General features: G+C 73.5%; 14 protein-coding genes, 2 pseudogenes and 1 riboswitch. Of the genes and pseudogenes, 3 read left to right on the top strand and 13 right to left on the bottom strand.

Annotation, left to right across the window (positions count from 1 at the left end):
• Positions 1 to 471: pseudogene (locus VR45_RS47190) on the bottom strand (hypothetical protein); the annotation flags it as partial.
• A 3-nt stretch (positions 472 to 474) separates the two neighbouring features.
• Positions 475 to 642: riboswitch (cyclic di-AMP (ydaO/yuaA leader) on the bottom strand.
• 313 nt (positions 643 to 955) lie between these two features.
• Here VR45_RS47190 and VR45_RS24635 point away from each other — a divergent pair.
• Entirely contained in the window at positions 956 to 1,285 is a 330-nt protein-coding gene (locus tag VR45_RS24635) for a hypothetical protein (RefSeq protein WP_052709344.1), read from the top strand.
• Positions 1,286 to 1,336: 51 nt separating this feature from the next.
• Here VR45_RS24635 and VR45_RS24630 read toward each other — a convergent pair whose 3' ends face one another.
• A complete protein-coding gene (locus tag VR45_RS24630) occupies positions 1,337 to 2,485 on the bottom strand; it encodes an alpha/beta hydrolase-fold protein (protein WP_045942012.1) in 1,149 nt (382 codons plus the stop codon).
• Between the two features lie 274 nt (positions 2,486 to 2,759).
• Positions 2,760 to 3,380: a TetR family transcriptional regulator gene (locus VR45_RS24625; protein ID WP_045942011.1), complete on the bottom strand. Its 621-nt coding sequence runs from the start codon at positions 3,378 to 3,380 to the stop codon at positions 2,760 to 2,762.
• Positions 3,381 to 3,517: 137 nt separating this feature from the next.
• Between VR45_RS24625 and VR45_RS24620 the strand changes: the two genes are divergently transcribed.
• On the top strand, positions 3,518 to 4,282 hold the full coding sequence (locus VR45_RS24620) for an SDR family NAD(P)-dependent oxidoreductase (RefSeq protein WP_045942010.1): 765 nt from the start codon (positions 3,518 to 3,520) through the stop codon (positions 4,280 to 4,282).
• A gap of 91 nt (positions 4,283 to 4,373) precedes the next feature.
• Here the strand turns inward: VR45_RS24620 and VR45_RS24615 are convergent, their stop codons facing one another.
• The 5 genes from VR45_RS24615 to VR45_RS24595 form a co-directional block, all read right to left on the bottom strand.
• The gene (locus VR45_RS24615) at positions 4,374 to 5,294 is read right to left on the bottom strand and encodes a phosphotriesterase (protein ID WP_045942009.1); all 921 of its coding nucleotides are present in this window, start codon (positions 5,292 to 5,294) and stop codon (positions 4,374 to 4,376) included.
• Positions 5,291 to 5,809, bottom strand: coding sequence for a carboxymuconolactone decarboxylase family protein (locus tag VR45_RS24610; RefSeq protein WP_234326110.1), 519 nt, complete (start codon positions 5,807 to 5,809; stop codon positions 5,291 to 5,293). Before VR45_RS24610 ends, VR45_RS24615 begins: the two co-directional genes overlap by 4 nt.
• 28 nt (positions 5,810 to 5,837) lie before the next feature.
• The gene (locus tag VR45_RS24605) at positions 5,838 to 6,476 is read right to left on the bottom strand and encodes a DUF4865 family protein (protein ID WP_045942008.1); all 639 of its coding nucleotides are present in this window, start codon (positions 6,474 to 6,476) and stop codon (positions 5,838 to 5,840) included.
• Positions 6,477 to 6,515: 39 nt separating this feature from the next.
• The gene (locus VR45_RS24600; protein ID WP_045942007.1) at positions 6,516 to 7,082 is read right to left on the bottom strand and encodes a TetR/AcrR family transcriptional regulator; all 567 of its coding nucleotides are present in this window, start codon (positions 7,080 to 7,082) and stop codon (positions 6,516 to 6,518) included.
• 263 nt (positions 7,083 to 7,345) lie between these two features.
• Positions 7,346 to 8,377: an LLM class flavin-dependent oxidoreductase gene (locus VR45_RS24595; RefSeq protein WP_045942006.1), complete on the bottom strand. Its 1,032-nt coding sequence runs from the start codon at positions 8,375 to 8,377 to the stop codon at positions 7,346 to 7,348.
• A 362-nt stretch (positions 8,378 to 8,739) separates the two neighbouring features.
• On the opposite strand from VR45_RS24595, the gene mgrA reads away from it, so the two are divergent.
• A complete protein-coding gene (gene mgrA, locus VR45_RS24590; protein ID WP_045942005.1) occupies positions 8,740 to 9,732 on the top strand; it encodes an L-glyceraldehyde 3-phosphate reductase in 993 nt (330 codons plus the stop codon).
• Positions 9,733 to 9,962: 230 nt separating this feature from the next.
• Here mgrA and VR45_RS24585 read toward each other — a convergent pair whose 3' ends face one another.
• The 5 genes and pseudogenes from VR45_RS24585 to VR45_RS24565 form a co-directional block, all read right to left on the bottom strand.
• Positions 9,963 to 11,039, bottom strand: a complete 1,077-nt coding sequence (locus tag VR45_RS24585) for an LLM class flavin-dependent oxidoreductase (protein WP_045942004.1) — start codon at positions 11,037 to 11,039, stop codon at positions 9,963 to 9,965.
• 3 nt (positions 11,040 to 11,042) lie between these two features.
• Positions 11,043 to 12,008: an ABC transporter substrate-binding protein gene (locus VR45_RS24580; protein ID WP_045942003.1), complete on the bottom strand. Its 966-nt coding sequence runs from the start codon at positions 12,006 to 12,008 to the stop codon at positions 11,043 to 11,045.
• Between the two features lie 90 nt (positions 12,009 to 12,098).
• Positions 12,099 to 12,758, bottom strand: coding sequence for an ABC transporter ATP-binding protein (locus tag VR45_RS24575; RefSeq protein WP_234326108.1), 660 nt, complete (start codon positions 12,756 to 12,758; stop codon positions 12,099 to 12,101).
• 43 nt (positions 12,759 to 12,801) lie between these two features.
• Positions 12,802 to 13,530, bottom strand: a pseudogene (locus VR45_RS44440) (ABC transporter permease); the annotation flags it as partial.
• Between the two features lie 68 nt (positions 13,531 to 13,598).
• Complete coding sequence (locus tag VR45_RS24565; protein WP_045942000.1) at positions 13,599 to 14,627, bottom strand: NrtA/SsuA/CpmA family ABC transporter substrate-binding protein; 1,029 nt, start codon at positions 14,625 to 14,627, stop codon at positions 13,599 to 13,601.
• Positions 14,628 to 14,650: the final 23 nt, after the last annotated feature.

Raw genomic sequence — 14,650 nt, 5'->3', positions numbered from 1 at the left:
GTGCCAGCCGCCGGTGCTGTCCTGCCAGAAGCCGAACTGGGTGTAGGTGCCGGCCGCCAGAGTGCGGGTGCCGGTGGTGATCGACAGGCCGGCGGGGCAGACCTGGACGTTGCTCCTGTTGCCGGGGAAGTCGAGGTTGCGCCCGGCCGCGTCGCGGATGCCGACGCCGACGGTCTTCGCGGTGAAGCAGGACGAGGAGTGCAGCGTGAGCGAGGCGGCCGTCGCCTTGCCCGCGACCATCGTGGCCGGGGCGAGCTTGTCCTGGGTGACGGTCGGCAGGGCGGCGGCCTGGGCGCCGGTCACGGCCGGAAGGCCGAGCAGTCCGGCACCGGTGATGGCGAGCGCCCCGGTCGCGGCGAGGACCGCGGTGCGGCCCCGGTGGGAGGGACGGGCGTGGCGGGCGGCCGGGCGGCGGGCCGGGAGGCCCGGGTTCCGGGCAGGCCGAGGGGGCTGCGGGGAGGCAGTGGGCATGGCAGTGGTCCTCTGCGACGCCTACGAGGTGAGCTGTCGGGTTCGGGCGCGAGGTTGCCCGGCCGCCCGGAGAGCGGCTTCACCCCTAGCCTCGACACACGCGCACGGTTGGCGCGCGGCCGGGCACTGACCTGGGTCCCCCGCTCCCGTCCGCTGTGGTGCTCGATTGCCGGCCGGCGGGTGGACGGGACTCGGCGTCCCGACGGCGGGGCTCCGCTGTGGCGGAAGCCTCTGCAGGCTAGGCAGGCCGTCCGCGCACGGACAACCTTCCCGGGGCGGTTGTCGCGCAGCTCACACCGCCGCCCCGCGCCTCCGGCGACGGTTCCAGGGGGGCCGTGGTGGCCGTGGTGGCGGGTCCGGCGGGGAAAGTGCGCCACGGAGGCGGGGTGGTCGGATAGGTTGGAGATCCATCCGCGTCCGGAACCGTCCGGGTCGCAGCGAGCACCACGACAGCACGTCCAGAGACGAGGAGACCCGCCCCACCATGACCGCGTCCCTGCCCGCCTTCGCCGGCCGTACCTTCCTGTTCCGGGTCGACAACGGCGCGGCGTTCCGCAACGCGTACTCGGCCGACGGCAAGCGGCTGCGCTGGGAGGGGCTCGGCGAATCGGCGGGCCAGTGGGAGGACGTCTCCCTGCATGTCGCCGAGGTCGGCCCGCAGCTCTACTTCGTCAGCTGGACCGAGGTGAGCGGCATCACCGTGAGCCACGTCATGGACCTGACCCGGATGACGGTCCGCGCGTTCTGGACGTACGAGGGCGAGGGCGGCCGGGTCGGCGAGCTGCACACCGGCACCCTGGAGCAGGTGGCCTGAGCGCCCCGAGCGCCCGCCCGCGGGTCCCGGCCGGACACCCGGACGGTCGGGTCAGGCCGACGGACTGGCGGCCGGGACCGTCAGGCGCTGGGAGATCCACTCCAGTGAGGACGGGAGCAGCTTGCTCCAGGTCTCGAAGTTGTGGCCGCCGCTCTCCAGCATGCTGTAGGAGACCTTCATCGGGCCGTGCGCGGCGGCCACGAACGCCTCGGTCTCGCGCCGGTAGTTGCCGTCGCCCTCCCGGGTGCCGGCCAGCAGCACGGAGATCGCGGGCTGCGGCAGGTTCTTGAGACGCCACATCAGGTCGGCCTCGTTGCGGCGCTGTTCGCTGCCGTTGTAGAGGTCGCCGGTGCTCGGGTCGTCGGCCGCCTGGTAGTAGCCGGAGAGCGAGACCGCGGTCGGGTAGACGTCGGGGTGACGCATCGCCAGCTTGAGCGCGCAGTAGCCGCCGGTGGAGTTGCCCATGAACGCCCAGGCCCGCGGGTCGGCGGAGACCCGGTAGGTGGCCTGGATCGCCGAGGGCACGTCCTTGGCGAAGTAGGCGTCGGTCTGCGGACCGCCCGGGACGTCCTCGCACTCGGTGTCCTGCGGCAGCGCGGGCGAGGGGCGCACCAGCACCAGCACCGTCGGCTGCATCCGCCCCTCCTGAAGCAGCTTCAGCGCCGCGCCCGGGTAGTTGAGGCGGGTGACGAGGTTCTTGGCGATGCCCGGGAAGCCGGTGCTGACGACCAGGACCGGGAACTGCTTCTGCTCGTACTCGGGCTGGAAGTACTGCGGCGGCAGGTAGACGTACCCCTCGGTGGAGAGGCGGGTGGTGGCGCCGTCGATGCGGACCTCGCGGATCTCGCCGGACTTGTCGCGGTCGCGGCCGAGCGCCCCGCCGCCCTGCACCTCGGCGTGGCCGATGGTCTCGACGCGCAGCCGGCCGGACGCGTCCACCTTGTTGTGGATCACCACCGGCCCGCTGTCCCCGGTGCCCAGCAGGTCGTCCCAGCTGCTGTAGAACGCGAAGTAGTTGTTGGCGACCAGGCCGAGCGCGGCGAGCACGGCCAACTGGGTGACGAGCAGGGCGCCGATCCGGCCGAGGACGGCCTTCCAGCTCCGCTTCGACAGTCTCGGCCACAGCCAGATCGTCCCGACCATCGCCGCGACGGCGATCAGAACGGTCAGTGCCAGCACCTTGTGGCTCGTCAGACCCATGTCGTATTTGCTCCCACGCCTCGTACTCCCCCGCCCCCGGGGGAAGGACACCCGGGAGGGCCGCCCCGGTTCCCCCGTCCGCAGTGGGGCACCGTCGCCGAGGCGCGACCACCCAGCCTAGCCGCTCCGGGGCGCCCGCCGCCCCCGCCGACCAGCGGTGACGCCATCGGCCTTGAGGAGGAGAAGCGGGCCGCCGGGGTGTGCTTCGGGCCCCGGTCCGCCGCGTTCCGCGGCTGCGCGGGCTGTTGCGGCGGAGCGGGTGACGGAGGCGACGTCAGTTGACGCGGGTCCACAGGTCGAGGCCCGCGGTGAGTTCGCGCATGCAGCGGGCACCGAGTTCGCGCGGCGAACCGGGGCCGGTGGCCGGGGCGCCGGAGCGTGCCCACTGCTCCAGTGCGACCCGGATCGCGGCGGTGGCGGCGGCAGCGGCGAGCCGGATCTCCAGTACGTCGGTGCCGGGCGGGCAGCGGTCGGTGATCGCGGCCCGCAGCCGCTCCTCGGAGTCGGCGTGCACCCGCTGCCAGACCGTGGCCAGCCGGGGGTCGCGCAGCAGGTCGCGGGTCCAGCGCAGGGCCTCGACGGCGGGCGCGTCGGACGGGTTCAGGGACTCCGCCGCCGAACGCTCCAGCGCCTCGCGGACCGGCAGGTCGGACGCGCTCTCCGTGAACAGCCGCACCCAGCGTTCGCCGCCGGCCGCGAGCAGCGGGGCGACGGCGTCCTCCTTCTCCGAGAAGTAGCGGTAGAAGGTGCGCAGCGAGATGCCCGAGGCGGTGGCGATCTCCTCGGCGGTGGTCGCTTCCGCCCCGCGGGCGGCGAACAGCTCGGCCGCGGCCTGGGCGATCTCCAGCCGGGTGCTCTCGCGGCGGCGCTGGTTCAGGGTCGGACGTCCGGTCACGGGCTCAGCGTACGCGGACGAAGGGATTGGTGGCACCTCACGTCGATACGGCACATCAAGGCTTTTTGGCACGACGTGCCATTCAGGCGTACCGTGTCATCGAGGTCGAGAGACCACGAACGGAACGGAGAACCACCATGGAGCGCTTCAACGGACGGAACGTCCTGATCACCGGCGGCGGCTCGGGCATCGGCCGGGCCACCGTGCACCGGATCCTCGCCGAGGGCGGCCGGGTCGTCGCCGTCGACGTCAACGAGGACGGCCTGAAGTCCACCCTGGACCGCGCCACCGCCGACGGCACCGCCGACCGCCTCACCACGACGGTGCTGGACGTGTCGGACGAGGCCGCCGTACGGACCGTCGTGGCCGAGGCGGTCGCCGCGCTCGGCGGACTGGACGTCCTGGTCAACGCGGCCGGCATCCTGCGCTCCGCCCACACCCACGAGACCAGCCTGGAGTTCTGGAACAGGATCGTGGCGGTCAACCTGACCGGCACCTTCCTGATGACCCGGGAGGCGCTGCCCGCGCTGCTCGCCGGTGGCAAGGGCGTGGTGGTCAACTTCAGCTCCACCTCCGCCGCCTTCGCCCACCCCTACATGGCCGCCTACGCCGCGACCAAGGGCGGCATCCAGTCGTTCACCCACGCGATCGCCGCCGAGTACGCCAAGCAGGGGCTGCGTGCGGTGTGTGTCGCGCCGGGCAGCATCGACAGCGGCATGACCAACAACCCGGGCCTGCCGGCGGACGCTGACCTCGGCCTCCTCGCCAAGCTCTCGCCCGCGCTCGGGCAGGGCTTCGCCGGGCCGGAGACCGTCGCCGGTGTGATCGCCATGCTCGCCTCGGACGACGGTGCCTTCGTCACCGGGACCGAGCTGCGGATCGACGGCGGCACCCACATGTGACGCCGACGGGCTCCGGGCCCCGGTCGTACTGCCCTGCGGGTAGTACGACCGGGGCCTCGCCGCTGTCGGGGGCGTCATCGGGGGCCGGGGGTCACCCCCGCCACTCCACCGCGAACGCCCGGGCCGGGTTGGCGGTGAGGATGCCGTGCGGGACCTCGGGGCCGAACGCCCGGGCCAGCCGGGGCGCAAGGGCGGTGAGGAGGTGCGTGGGCCCGGGGGCGGAACGGGCGGTACGGGTGGTGGTGTCGCCGCCGAGGAGCAGTTGGCCACCGTGTCCCGCCTCGACCAGGGCCGCCACCGTGTCGAAGAGGTGGTGGTCGGTCGCGTGGTTGGCCCGCGAGGGGCCGTCCAGGGCCACGAAGGCGCCACGCGCGGCGAGTTCGCGGTGCAGCCGGAGGTCAGGGAACCGGTTGAGGTGCCCGAGGACCACCCGCTCGGGCGGGACGCCGTACCGTTCGCAGAGCAGGTCGAGGACATCGGGTGCGGCGGTGCCGAGTTCGTGGTGCACGGCGATCGGCGCGCCGGTGGCGTGGTGCGCCTCGGCGGCCGCCGCCATCACCCGGCGGGTGTGCGGGTCGAGGCCGTGGTAGTCGCCCGCCACCTTGATCAGTCCGGCGCGGACGCCCTCGGGAGCGCCCCGCAGCCCGGTGGTGAGCTCGGCGGTGAAGAAGCCGGCCAGGCCCTCGTACCGCCGGTCGAGTTCCGCCGGATCGTAGTGGACCGCCTGGTGGAGCCCGGTGGCCGCGACCAGGTGGACCCCGGTCGCCCGGGAGAGTCCGGGCAGCGCGTCGGCCCGTCGCCCCATCCCGGCCGGCGTCCACTGCACGAAGGCCCGGCCGCCGGCGGCCGCGAAGCCCCGCAGCACCGACTCGGCGGCGGCGGGGTCGTCCAGTTCCTCCCCCGGGAGCCTGGGGCTGCGGAGGAAGAGGTGGTCGTGGGCGTCGCAGACGCCGAGTTCGGCCGGGTCGAGGTCGCCGAGGACGGTGCGGACGGCGCGGACGGGCGTGTTCATTCCGCCGCTCCCCCGGTCCCGGGCGCCTCCGGGATGGCGGCGCCCTCCTGGGCGGCCTCGCCGGTGTCGTCGGCCCGGTCGGCCTCGGTGAAGACGGCGGCGGCGACGCGCAGTCCGGCCAGCGCCTTGGGCACGCCGACATAGGGCGCGAGGTGGACCAGGACCTCGGTGACCTCAGTCCTGCTCAGGCCGATCCGCAGGCTGTTGCGCACATGGTCGGCGAGTTGCGGCTCCACGCCGCCGAGCGCGGTGAGCGCCGCGAGGTTGGCCACCTGGCGGTCCCGCAGGGCGAGTCCGGGCCGCTGGTAGGTGCCGCCGAAGAGCGCGGTGACGATCCAGTCCGCGAAGCCCGGCGCGAGCTCGTCGAGCGGACCGAGCGTGCCGGACCGGGTCCGCTCGCCCGCCAGTTCGGCGAGCAGGGCGTGACCGGCGGCCCGGTCGAACGGGGAGGGCACCAGGCCCGCGTCGAGGGAGCGGTCGGCGGGCGGAGTCGGGGTGGTGGCTGCCGGATTCACGGGGCGGGACGGTCCTTTCACTNTCCTTTCACCAGTGGCGGCCGACGGGCAGCCGGTCGAGTTCGGGGCTGGAGAGGTGGTGCGCGCGGTACCGGGTGCCGGGCGCCCCGGCCGGGGCGTCGGCGCGCCACAGGGCGATCCGCAGCAGTTCCCAGCGGGCCGGGTCGAGGGCGACGGCGGCGGTGTGCAGGTCGGGGTGGTCGGGCAGCTCGGTCAGGGCCCGTTCGACGGCCTCGGCCGGGTCAGCGCCCTCCGGCAGCCGTTCCGTCAGCCTGGTGGCGGCGACAGGACCGGGCACGACGGCCGGACCGGTTGCGGCCGGACCGGCAGCGGCCTGACCGGCAGCGGCCGAGCCGTCGGCCGCCGGACCCCGGCGGAGGCCGGCGCCGATCCAGTGCCGGACGGCGGGGCGGCCGAAGTCCGCGCAGAGGGTGCGGAATCCGGGGCCGAGGAGGAAGGCGTTCAGGCCCTCGGTGGTGTGCCACAGGTAGAACGGCGCGTACTGGTTGACGGGCGAACCGTCGCGGCCGCGTTCGCGCACCAGGTACGCCTTGAGGCCGAGGCCGGGCCAACTGTCCAGCAGCCGGCCCTTGGTGGCGATCCGCCGATGGACGGTGCTCATGTCGTAGTCGGCGGGCAGGGTGATCTCGTACTGCATCGCGTGCACGGCGGACTCCGGGTGGGGCGACGGGGGATGTGCTGCCGCTCAGTCGCGGCGGTGGGCGGCGAACAGGGCGAGGGCGCCGCGGGCGGCCTGCTCGAACGGTTCGGCGCTGTCGGCGGCGCGGGCGAGCACATAGCCGCCCTGCACCACGGCGACCACTGCGGCGGCGAGGTCGGCGGGCTCGGCCCCGGGCCGCAGTTCGCCGTTCGCCTGCCCTTCGGCGATCACGGCGGCGAGCCGCCCGCGCAGCCAGTCGAAGGTCTCCTCGACGGGCGCGCGCAGCCGGGGGTCGGCGACCACGTCCGGATCCTGGGCCATCCGGCCGATCCGGCATCCGCGCAGCGCGTCGCGCTCACGCCCCAGATAGGCGGCGACCCGCTCGTAGGCGGTCCCGGGACCGGCGAGATCGGCCTCCGCGACGGCCCGCATCTGCTCGGCGCTGCGGCGCAGGGCCGCGGCGGCGAGGTCGGACTTGCCGTCGAAGTGGTGGTACATGCTGCCCTGGCCGACGCCCGCCCGCTGCTGGATGGCCTTGGGGCTGGTGCCGACGTAGCCGCGCTCCCAGAGGAGTTCCTGAGTGGTTTCGATGAGGCGGTCCTGGGTTGCCATGGCCGTCACTGTACCTACTGGTACAGCTGACTGTACATACCAGTAGGTACAGAATCCCGAAGCCTGCCCGAGCGCCCGAATGCTCGAACGCCCATGGACCGTGGACCGTGGGCCGCCCCCCGGCGGTCCACGGCCCTGCGTGATCGTCGTCCCCAGGAACACCCCGCGGCACTCACCGGCGGACCGTGGCGCTCATCACCTCGCACGGCCACCGTCGATCACGGTGCGTCACCGACGGCGGAGCGGCGGCCCGTCGAGGCCGATCACGGCCGCCGGGAGGGCAGGTCGCGCCGGATCACCGGCGCGACCTCGCCCGCGAACAGCTCCAGCTGCTCGCGCTGGGCGCCCTCGGTGAGCAGGTCCACACCGATGCCCACCACCTCGTTGCCGAAGGCCTCGTGATAGCGGTGGATCTTCTCGATCACCTGCTCCACACTGCCGACCAGCAGGGAACCGCGCTCCACGGCGTCCTCCAGCGAGGTGAACGTCGAGCCGTTGCACCGGCCCGCCGCCCACCTCGCCATCGCCTCCCAGTACGGGCGGAAGCCGGCGAACGCGTCCTGCGAACGCCGGGCGACGAACAGTCCGCCGAAGCCGGTGCCGACCCGGGCGTCCTTCGGGTCGTGGCCGTAGTGCTCCCAGCGCTCGCGGTAGTGGTCCACCAGTGCCTTGTACTGCTCCACCGGGTGCGAGGTGTTGGCCGAGAACAGCGGATCGCCGTAACGGGCGGCCAGGTCGGTGGAGAGCGTGCTGGTCGCGCTGCCGTGCCAGACCGGGATCGGCTCCTGATAGGGCCGGGGCCAGGTGGTGACCGCGTGCAACGGCGGCCGGGTGCCGCCCTCCCAGGTCACCTTCTCCTCCCGCCAGAGCCGGCGCAGCAGGCCGTAGTTCTCGGCGAGCGCCTCCCACTGCCGCTCCTCCGCCACGCCGAACTGCTCGAACAGGCGCGGGTCGTTGCCCTTGCCGATGATCAACTCGACGCGCCCGCCCGAGATCTGGTCGACGAGGGCGTACTCCTCCGCGGCCCGGACCGGATCCACGACGGACAGCACGGTCACGGTGGTGAACAGCCGGATCGCCGAGGTGCGGGCGGCGACGGCGCTCAGCAGCACGGCCGGAGCCGGGGACAGGAACGGCTCGCCGTGCCGCTCCCCCACTCCGTAGCCGTCGAAGCCGAGACGTTCGGCAGTGACGGCCTGATCGATGATGTTGTGCACCTTCTCGTGCGGAGTGCGCCGCACACCCGTGACGGGGTCGGGCACGTTGGACGCGAGGGACGAGACGATGAACCGCACGGCGGTCTCCTTGGGGGCGCTCGGTGGGCGGACGGCCGGCGCGGCGGCCCGGCGGAGCGCCCCACGGTCGGCCGCTCGCGCAGGGGCAGCACCGAAGGGTCGGATCGCGCGGGGCCGGTCGGGAGTTCAGGAACCGGCGTTCAGCACGCGGCGCTGCGGGGGCGACAACAGCGCAGGTCGACGGCACGGACGCACATCGCTCCGGCCCCCTCCGCTCGCACGCGCACGATCCACGATCTTCCGCGAGCATAGGCATCGGCCCGCACTCCGGGCAAGGGCCGCCCCCGCCAACCCGGGTGCGGCTCCCGACGCCCACGGCACGCCCCTCGGCCCGCCGACCCCGACCTGGCAGGATGTCCGCCATGAGCTACCTCGCCGCGGAAGACCGCTATGCCTCGATGACCTACCGCCGGGCCGGCCGCAGCGGCGTGCTGCTCCCGGCCGTCTCACTCGGCCTGTGGCACAACTTCGGCGACACCCAGCCGCTGGACGTCCAGCGGGCGGTGCTGCGCCGGGCCTTCGACCGGGGCATCACCCACTTCGACCTGGCCAACAACTACGGTCCGCCGTACGGCAGCGCCGAGCGCAACTTCGGCCACCTGTTCGCGCAGGACTTCCGCCCGTACCGGGACCAGCTGTTCATCGCCTCCAAGGCCGGCTACGACATGTGGCCCGGCCCGTACGGCGACGGCGGCAGCCGCAAGTACCTGCTGGCCAGCCTGGACCAGTCGCTGGACCGGATGCGCCTCGACTACGTGGACGTGTTCTACTCGCACCGCTACGACGCGAACACCCCGCTCGAGGAGACCATGGGCGCGCTGGACTCGGCCGTCCGGTCCGGCAAGGCACTGTACGCGGGCATCTCCAACTACCCGGCGGAGCAGCACCGGGAGGCCGTGGCGATCCTGCGCGAGCTGGGCACGCCGGTGCTGATGAACCAGTGCTCGTACTCGATCCTCAACCGCTACGTCGAGGACGAGGGCGTGCTGGACGCCGTCGCCGACACCCGTACCAGCCTGATCGCCTACTCGCCGCTCGCCCAGGGCCTGCTGACGGACCGCTACCTCACCGGCGAAGTGCCGAGCGGGTCGCGGATGTCGGTGGGCAAGTTCCTCCGCGAGGAGGCGCTCACCGGGGCCAAGCTGGACCAGCTGCGGGCGCTGAACAAGGTGGCCGAGCGGCGCGGGCAGACCCTGGCGCAGCTGGCGCTGAGCTGGGTCCTGCGGGACGAGCGGGTGGTGTCGGTGATCATCGGGGCCAGCAGCGTCCGGCAGCTGGACCAGAACATCGACGCGCTGGCGGGCGGTCCGCTGACGGACGAGGAGCTCGCGGAGATCGACGCGCTCAGCCGCTGAGGCGCGCCGAGCCACCGGGCACTCCCGGAGCGACACCGCGGTGCCCCGCCGGTCGATGCGTGACCGGCGGGGCACCGCGCTCGTTGGACCGCGTGTACGGGACCGTCCGTACGCGTCCTTCGAGATCTCGGGAGCCCGTCGTGCGGATGTACCTCCTCCGGGCCGTCGCCCGCTTCGCCCGGCAGCTGGCGCTGACCTCGCCGCTGCCGTTCCCCCTCCTTCCCGGTGCCCTACCGACGTTGGACGCCCAGCGCCGGTAGCACCGTCTCGGCGACCCGGTGGGCCTCCTCCAGCAGCGGATTGCCGGAGAGGATGAAGGTGTCCACCCCGAGCGACTCGAACTCCTGGAGCCGCTCGACCACTTGGGCTGTCGATCCGACCACGGCGGTGCCCGGGCCGGGGCGGAACAGGCTCATTCCGGGCCACAGGTTGGGGTGGACCTCCAACTCCCGGGCCCGCGCCGGCACCTTGCCGCCGTGCTGCCGGAACTGCCGCTGCCAGCCGATGCCGTCCTCGCCGCGCGCCCCGCCCAGCTGGCGGGCGTAGGTGGCTTCGCTGGTCACGTCGAGCAGCCGGTCGGCGGCGGCCCAGGCCTCGTCCTCGGTGTCGCGGACGATCAGGTGCAGCCGCAGGCCGATCCGCAGGGTGCGTCCGTGCGCGGCGGCGCGCTCCCGGACCAGGTCGAGCTTCTCCTTGAGCTGCTGCGGCGGTTCGCCCCAGGTGAGGTAGACGTCCACGTGCTGGGCGGCCATCTCGATCCCGGCTGCCGAACTGCCGCCGAACCAGAGCGGGATGCCGCCCGGCTGGACCGGGGTGAGCTCGCGCAGGCTCGCCCCGGCGTTCCGGAGGTCGTAGAACTCCCCCTTGTGGTCGAAGACTTCGCCGGAGGTGAGCCGCTTGACGATCGACCAGTACTCGGCGCTGAGGCGGTAGCGGTCGTCGTGCTCGACGTGCAGGCCGTACTCGCGCAGCTGCTCGGTGGAGCCGTTGACCACGTTGAAGCGCAGTCGTCCGCCGTGCAGGTGGTCGAAGCTGAGCGCCATCTTGGCCAGCAGGGTGGGCGAGATCAGCCCGGGGTGGACGGCGAGCAGCGGCTTGAACGCCGGGGTGGTGGCGGCGGCGAGTGCGTTGCCGAGGTCCCACACATCGTGCAGGTCGGTCGCCAGCAGCGCGCCGGTGTAGCCCAACCGCTCGACACTGCCGGCGAGTTGCTGGAGGTAGCGGAGGTCGACCGGGCGGCGGCCGGCCGGCTCCCAGGGGTAGTGGCCCTCGCGCGGGATGATGTACCAGAGGAATTCGGAGGCCATCGGTCAGACCGCCCGGGTGTCGGCGGTGACGGCCGTGTCGGCGGTGGCGGCGGTGGCGGTGACGGCCGTCGGGTCCGTGGCCGCGGCGGCCACCGGGGCCTCCAGCGCGGGCAGATGGGCGTCGGCGACGACCACCCGGCGGTCGACGAAGCCGACCCGGTGGAAGATGTCGGCCGCCTCCTGCTGCTCGGCGACGAACCCGGCGGTCGCCGGCTCCAGCCGCCACGGCAGCCCGGCCAGGGCGGTCCGCCAGTCCTCGGCGCTGCCGCCGAGGTCCGCCGCGGCGATCGCGGCCGCCTCCGACAGGTGGGCGGCCACCCAGGCGTCCGCGCGGCGCAGGGCGGTGACGATCGCCGCGACCACCTCGGGCCGGTCGACGGCGAAGCCGCGCCGGGTGAAGAACACCGAGCGGTCGGTGATGACCTCGCCGGTGCGGACCAGCTCGCGGAACCCGCCGTCGCGCCGGGCGGCCGCGAGTTCGGCGCCCTGGGCGATCCAGCCGGCGATCCCGCCCTCGCGCAGCCGCCGCGCCTGGTCCTGCCCCGCCGCCGGGCGGACGGCCGTGACATCGGTCGCATAGGAGAGGCCCTCCGCGTGCAGGGCCTTGGCGAGCAGGTGGGTCTGCCAGGAGCCGATGGCCAGGACGACGGTGCCGCCCTTCAGGTCCGCGACCGACCGCACCGGCCCGTCGGCGCTCACCAGCAGCGCGCCGTGGTCGGGCCGGGGTGCCGACACCGCCGCGTAGACCAGGTCGTGCCCGGCGGCCTGGGCGGTCACCGGCGGGGTGGAGCCCGTGCCGCCGAAGTCGATCACGCCCTCCGCCAGCAGCTCGCCGGTGCGCGTCCCGTCGGTGTAGTGGTGGAACTCTCCGGTCTCCCCGAGCGGAGCCAACTCCTCGTCCAGGTAGTCGAGTCGGGAGAGGTAGTAGAGGGACGGATTGCTGGCGTGGACGCCGAGGGTGATGGCCATGGGATCAACTCCTGTGGTGCGGGTGGGGCGAGGGGGGTTCGGGAGAGGGGGGGTTCGGGACAGGGGCGGTTGCCGAGGGGGCGCTCGGTGTCAGTGGACGCCGAGGTCGGCGAGCAGCCGGCGGCGCAGTTCGGCGAAGGCGGGGTCGGCCGGGTCGCGCGGGCGGGCGACGCCCACGTGCTGGTCACGCACCAGCTTGCCGTCCCGGAGCACGGCGACCCGGTCGGCGAGCCGCACCGCCTCGTCCACGTCATGGGTGACCAGCAGCACGGCCGGCCGGTGGCGGCGGACCAGATCGCCCACGAGGTCCTGCATGCGCAGCCTGGTGAGCGCGTCCAGGGCGGCGAACGGTTCGTCCAGCAGCAACAGTTGGGGTGCCCGGACCAGGGCCCGAGCGAGTGCGGCGCGCTGCGCCTCGCCGCCGGAGAGGGTGACCGGCCAGGCGTCGGCGTGCCGGTCGAGGCCGACCTCGGCGAGCGCCTTCAGCCCGGTCTCCCGGGTGGCGGCACCGCGCGGCAGGCCGACGGTGACATTGGCGAGCACCCGCTTCGAGGGGACCAGCCGCGGTTCCTGGAAGACCACCGTCCGCACCGGCGGGACGAGGACCGTCCCGCCGTCGGCCCGGTCCAGCTCGCCGAGGATGCGCAGCAGGGTGGTCTTGCCGGTGCCGCTGGCGCCGAGCAGCGCGACGAACTCGCCCCGGGCGATGGAGAGATCGACTCCGTCGAGGACGGCCCGGGTGCCGAACACCCGGCGCAGGCCGCGCAGATGGACGGCCGGTTCGACCGGCGCGGAGCCCCAGGACCCCGTAGATCAGGATGCAGACGGCGAGGATGTCGGTACGGGAGTAGTTCTGCGCCTGGGCCATCAAGTAGCCGATGCCCTCGGTGGAGTTGATCTCCTCGGCGGCGATCAGGGCGATCACGCTGAGCGTCATGGAGAGCCGCAGGCCGGAGAGGAGGGCGGGCAGGGCGCCGGGCAGGACGACGGTGCGCACGATCGCCCAGCGCCCGAGGCCGAAGCTGCGCATGGCCTCGATCAGCTTGGGGTCGGTGTTGCGGACCCCGCCGGAGGTCGACACATACATGGGGAAGCTGGTGGCGACACCGATCAGCGCGACCTTGGCGGTCTCGGTGATGCCGAACCAGACCATGAACAGCGGGACCAGGGCGAGGAAGGGGACGGTGCGCAGGACCTGGACCGCCGAGTCGAGGAGTTCCTCGCCGAGGCGGAAGAAGCCGGTCACGACGCCCAGCACCAGCCCGGTGCCGGCGCCGATCAGCAGGCCGAGGCCGGCCCGGGTGAGCGAGACGCCGAGGGCGTCGGTGAGTTGGCCGTTGCCCCACAGTTCGCCGACCGCCTCGGCGACCTGGGCGGGCGAGGCGAGCACGTCCTGGGTGAGCGCGCCGGTGGCGGAGGCGAGGGCCCAGCCCCCGAGGAGGGCCAGCGGGCCGAGGGCGCGCAGGGTCAGCGCGAGGGCGCGGGGGCGGGAGGTCCGGCGGCGGGTGCGCGGTTCGACCAGTCCGGCGGCGCGGGCGGCGGCGGTCTCCGGATCGGTGCTGCCGACGCCCGACGCCTGGGTGGCGGTGGTCACTTGGCGCCACCGCCGAGCGTCCCGAGGTCGATCAGATAGGGCTTGACGTCGACCGGCTGCTTGGTGACCTTCTGCTCCGCGAAGAACGCGGCGACGGTGCCGAAGCGGGCGATGTCGGCCTCGCCGATGGCGTCGGCGGCGGCGCCCTGGCGGGTCACCTCGACGGCGACGTCCTTCTCGGCGGCGGTGACGGCGGTCGGCCCGGAGTCGGTGAAGACGTTGAGGTACGCGGCCGGGTCGGCCTTCTCCTTGAGGCCGTTCTCCCGCAGATAGGTGTAGAAGGCCTTCACCACCTCGGGGTGCTTGTCGGCGAAGCCGTTGCGGACGGCCCAGACGGCGTAGTTGTCGGAGCCGACCTCCTTCCCGTTGACCAGGAAGTGCGCGCCCGAGTTGGCGATCGACGGGGTGGAGAAGGTGTTCCAGGTGGCCCAGGCGTCCACCTGCCCGGAGTTGAAGACGCCCGCCGTCTGGTCGGCGCGCAGATAGACCCGCTCGACCTTGTCCGCCGGGATGCCGTTCTTCTCCAGTGCCTTGAGCAGCAGGTACTCGCTGGTGCCGCCCTGGCTCACGGCGACCTTGTGGCCGACGAGGTCCTGCACGGTCTTGATGGGCGAGCCGTTCTTCACCAGGATGCCTTCGCCGACGCCGTCGGGGGCGGTCTGGGCGAACAGCTTGAAGCCGGGCTTCTGGGCGAGCGCGGCGACGGCGGAGGTGATCGAGCCCTGGGCGACGTCGAGCTGGTCGGCGGAGAGGGCCTGGGCGGCGGGGGCGAAGGGCCCGGCGCTGCCGGTCCAGGCGACCTTGGCGTGCACGGCCGCGAGGGCGCGGTCGAGCGAGCCGTCCTTCTTCCCCAGGGCGAGGAAGCCGTTGTTCCCGGGGTCGGGGAGCCGGAGCACCGCCTCGGCCTTGTCGGCCTTGCCCCCTCCGGCGGCGGTCGCTCCCCCGTCGGCGGAGGAGCCGCAGGCGGCCAGGAGGGTGGTGGCGAGCAGGGCGGTGGCGGCGAGGACGGGGCGGGAGGGATTCACGGGGTCGGCTCCTAGGTCGGGGG

Origin of the sequence: Streptomyces sp. NRRL S-495, assembly GCF_000966955.1 — a bacterium.
GTDB lineage: Bacteria > Actinomycetota > Actinomycetes > Streptomycetales > Streptomycetaceae > Kitasatospora > Kitasatospora purpeofusca.
Note: the sequence above shows the minus strand (reverse complement) of the source record. Positions and strands in the feature narration are given on the sequence as shown.

Excerpts from the sequence above, each read along its gene's own strand:
- VR45_RS24635 (WP_052709344.1), top strand. The coding sequence starts at position 956 with ATGACCGCGTCCCTGCCCGCCTTCGCCGGCCGTACCTTCCTGTTCCGG.
- VR45_RS24630 (WP_045942012.1), bottom strand. The coding sequence starts at position 2,485 with ATGGGTCTGACGAGCCACAAGGTGCTGGCACTGACCGTTCTGATCGCC.
- VR45_RS24620 (WP_045942010.1), top strand. The coding sequence starts at position 3,518 with ATGGAGCGCTTCAACGGACGGAACGTCCTGATCACCGGCGGCGGCTCG.
- VR45_RS24615 (WP_045942009.1), bottom strand. The coding sequence starts at position 5,294 with ATGAACACGCCCGTCCGCGCCGTCCGCACCGTCCTCGGCGACCTCGAC.
- VR45_RS24600 (WP_045942007.1), bottom strand. The coding sequence starts at position 7,082 with ATGGCAACCCAGGACCGCCTCATCGAAACCACTCAGGAACTCCTCTGG.
- mgrA (WP_045942005.1), top strand. The coding sequence starts at position 8,740 with ATGAGCTACCTCGCCGCGGAAGACCGCTATGCCTCGATGACCTACCGC.
- VR45_RS24585 (WP_045942004.1), bottom strand. The coding sequence starts at position 11,039 with ATGGCCTCCGAATTCCTCTGGTACATCATCCCGCGCGAGGGCCACTAC.
- VR45_RS24580 (WP_045942003.1), bottom strand. The coding sequence starts at position 12,008 with ATGGCCATCACCCTCGGCGTCCACGCCAGCAATCCGTCCCTCTACTAC.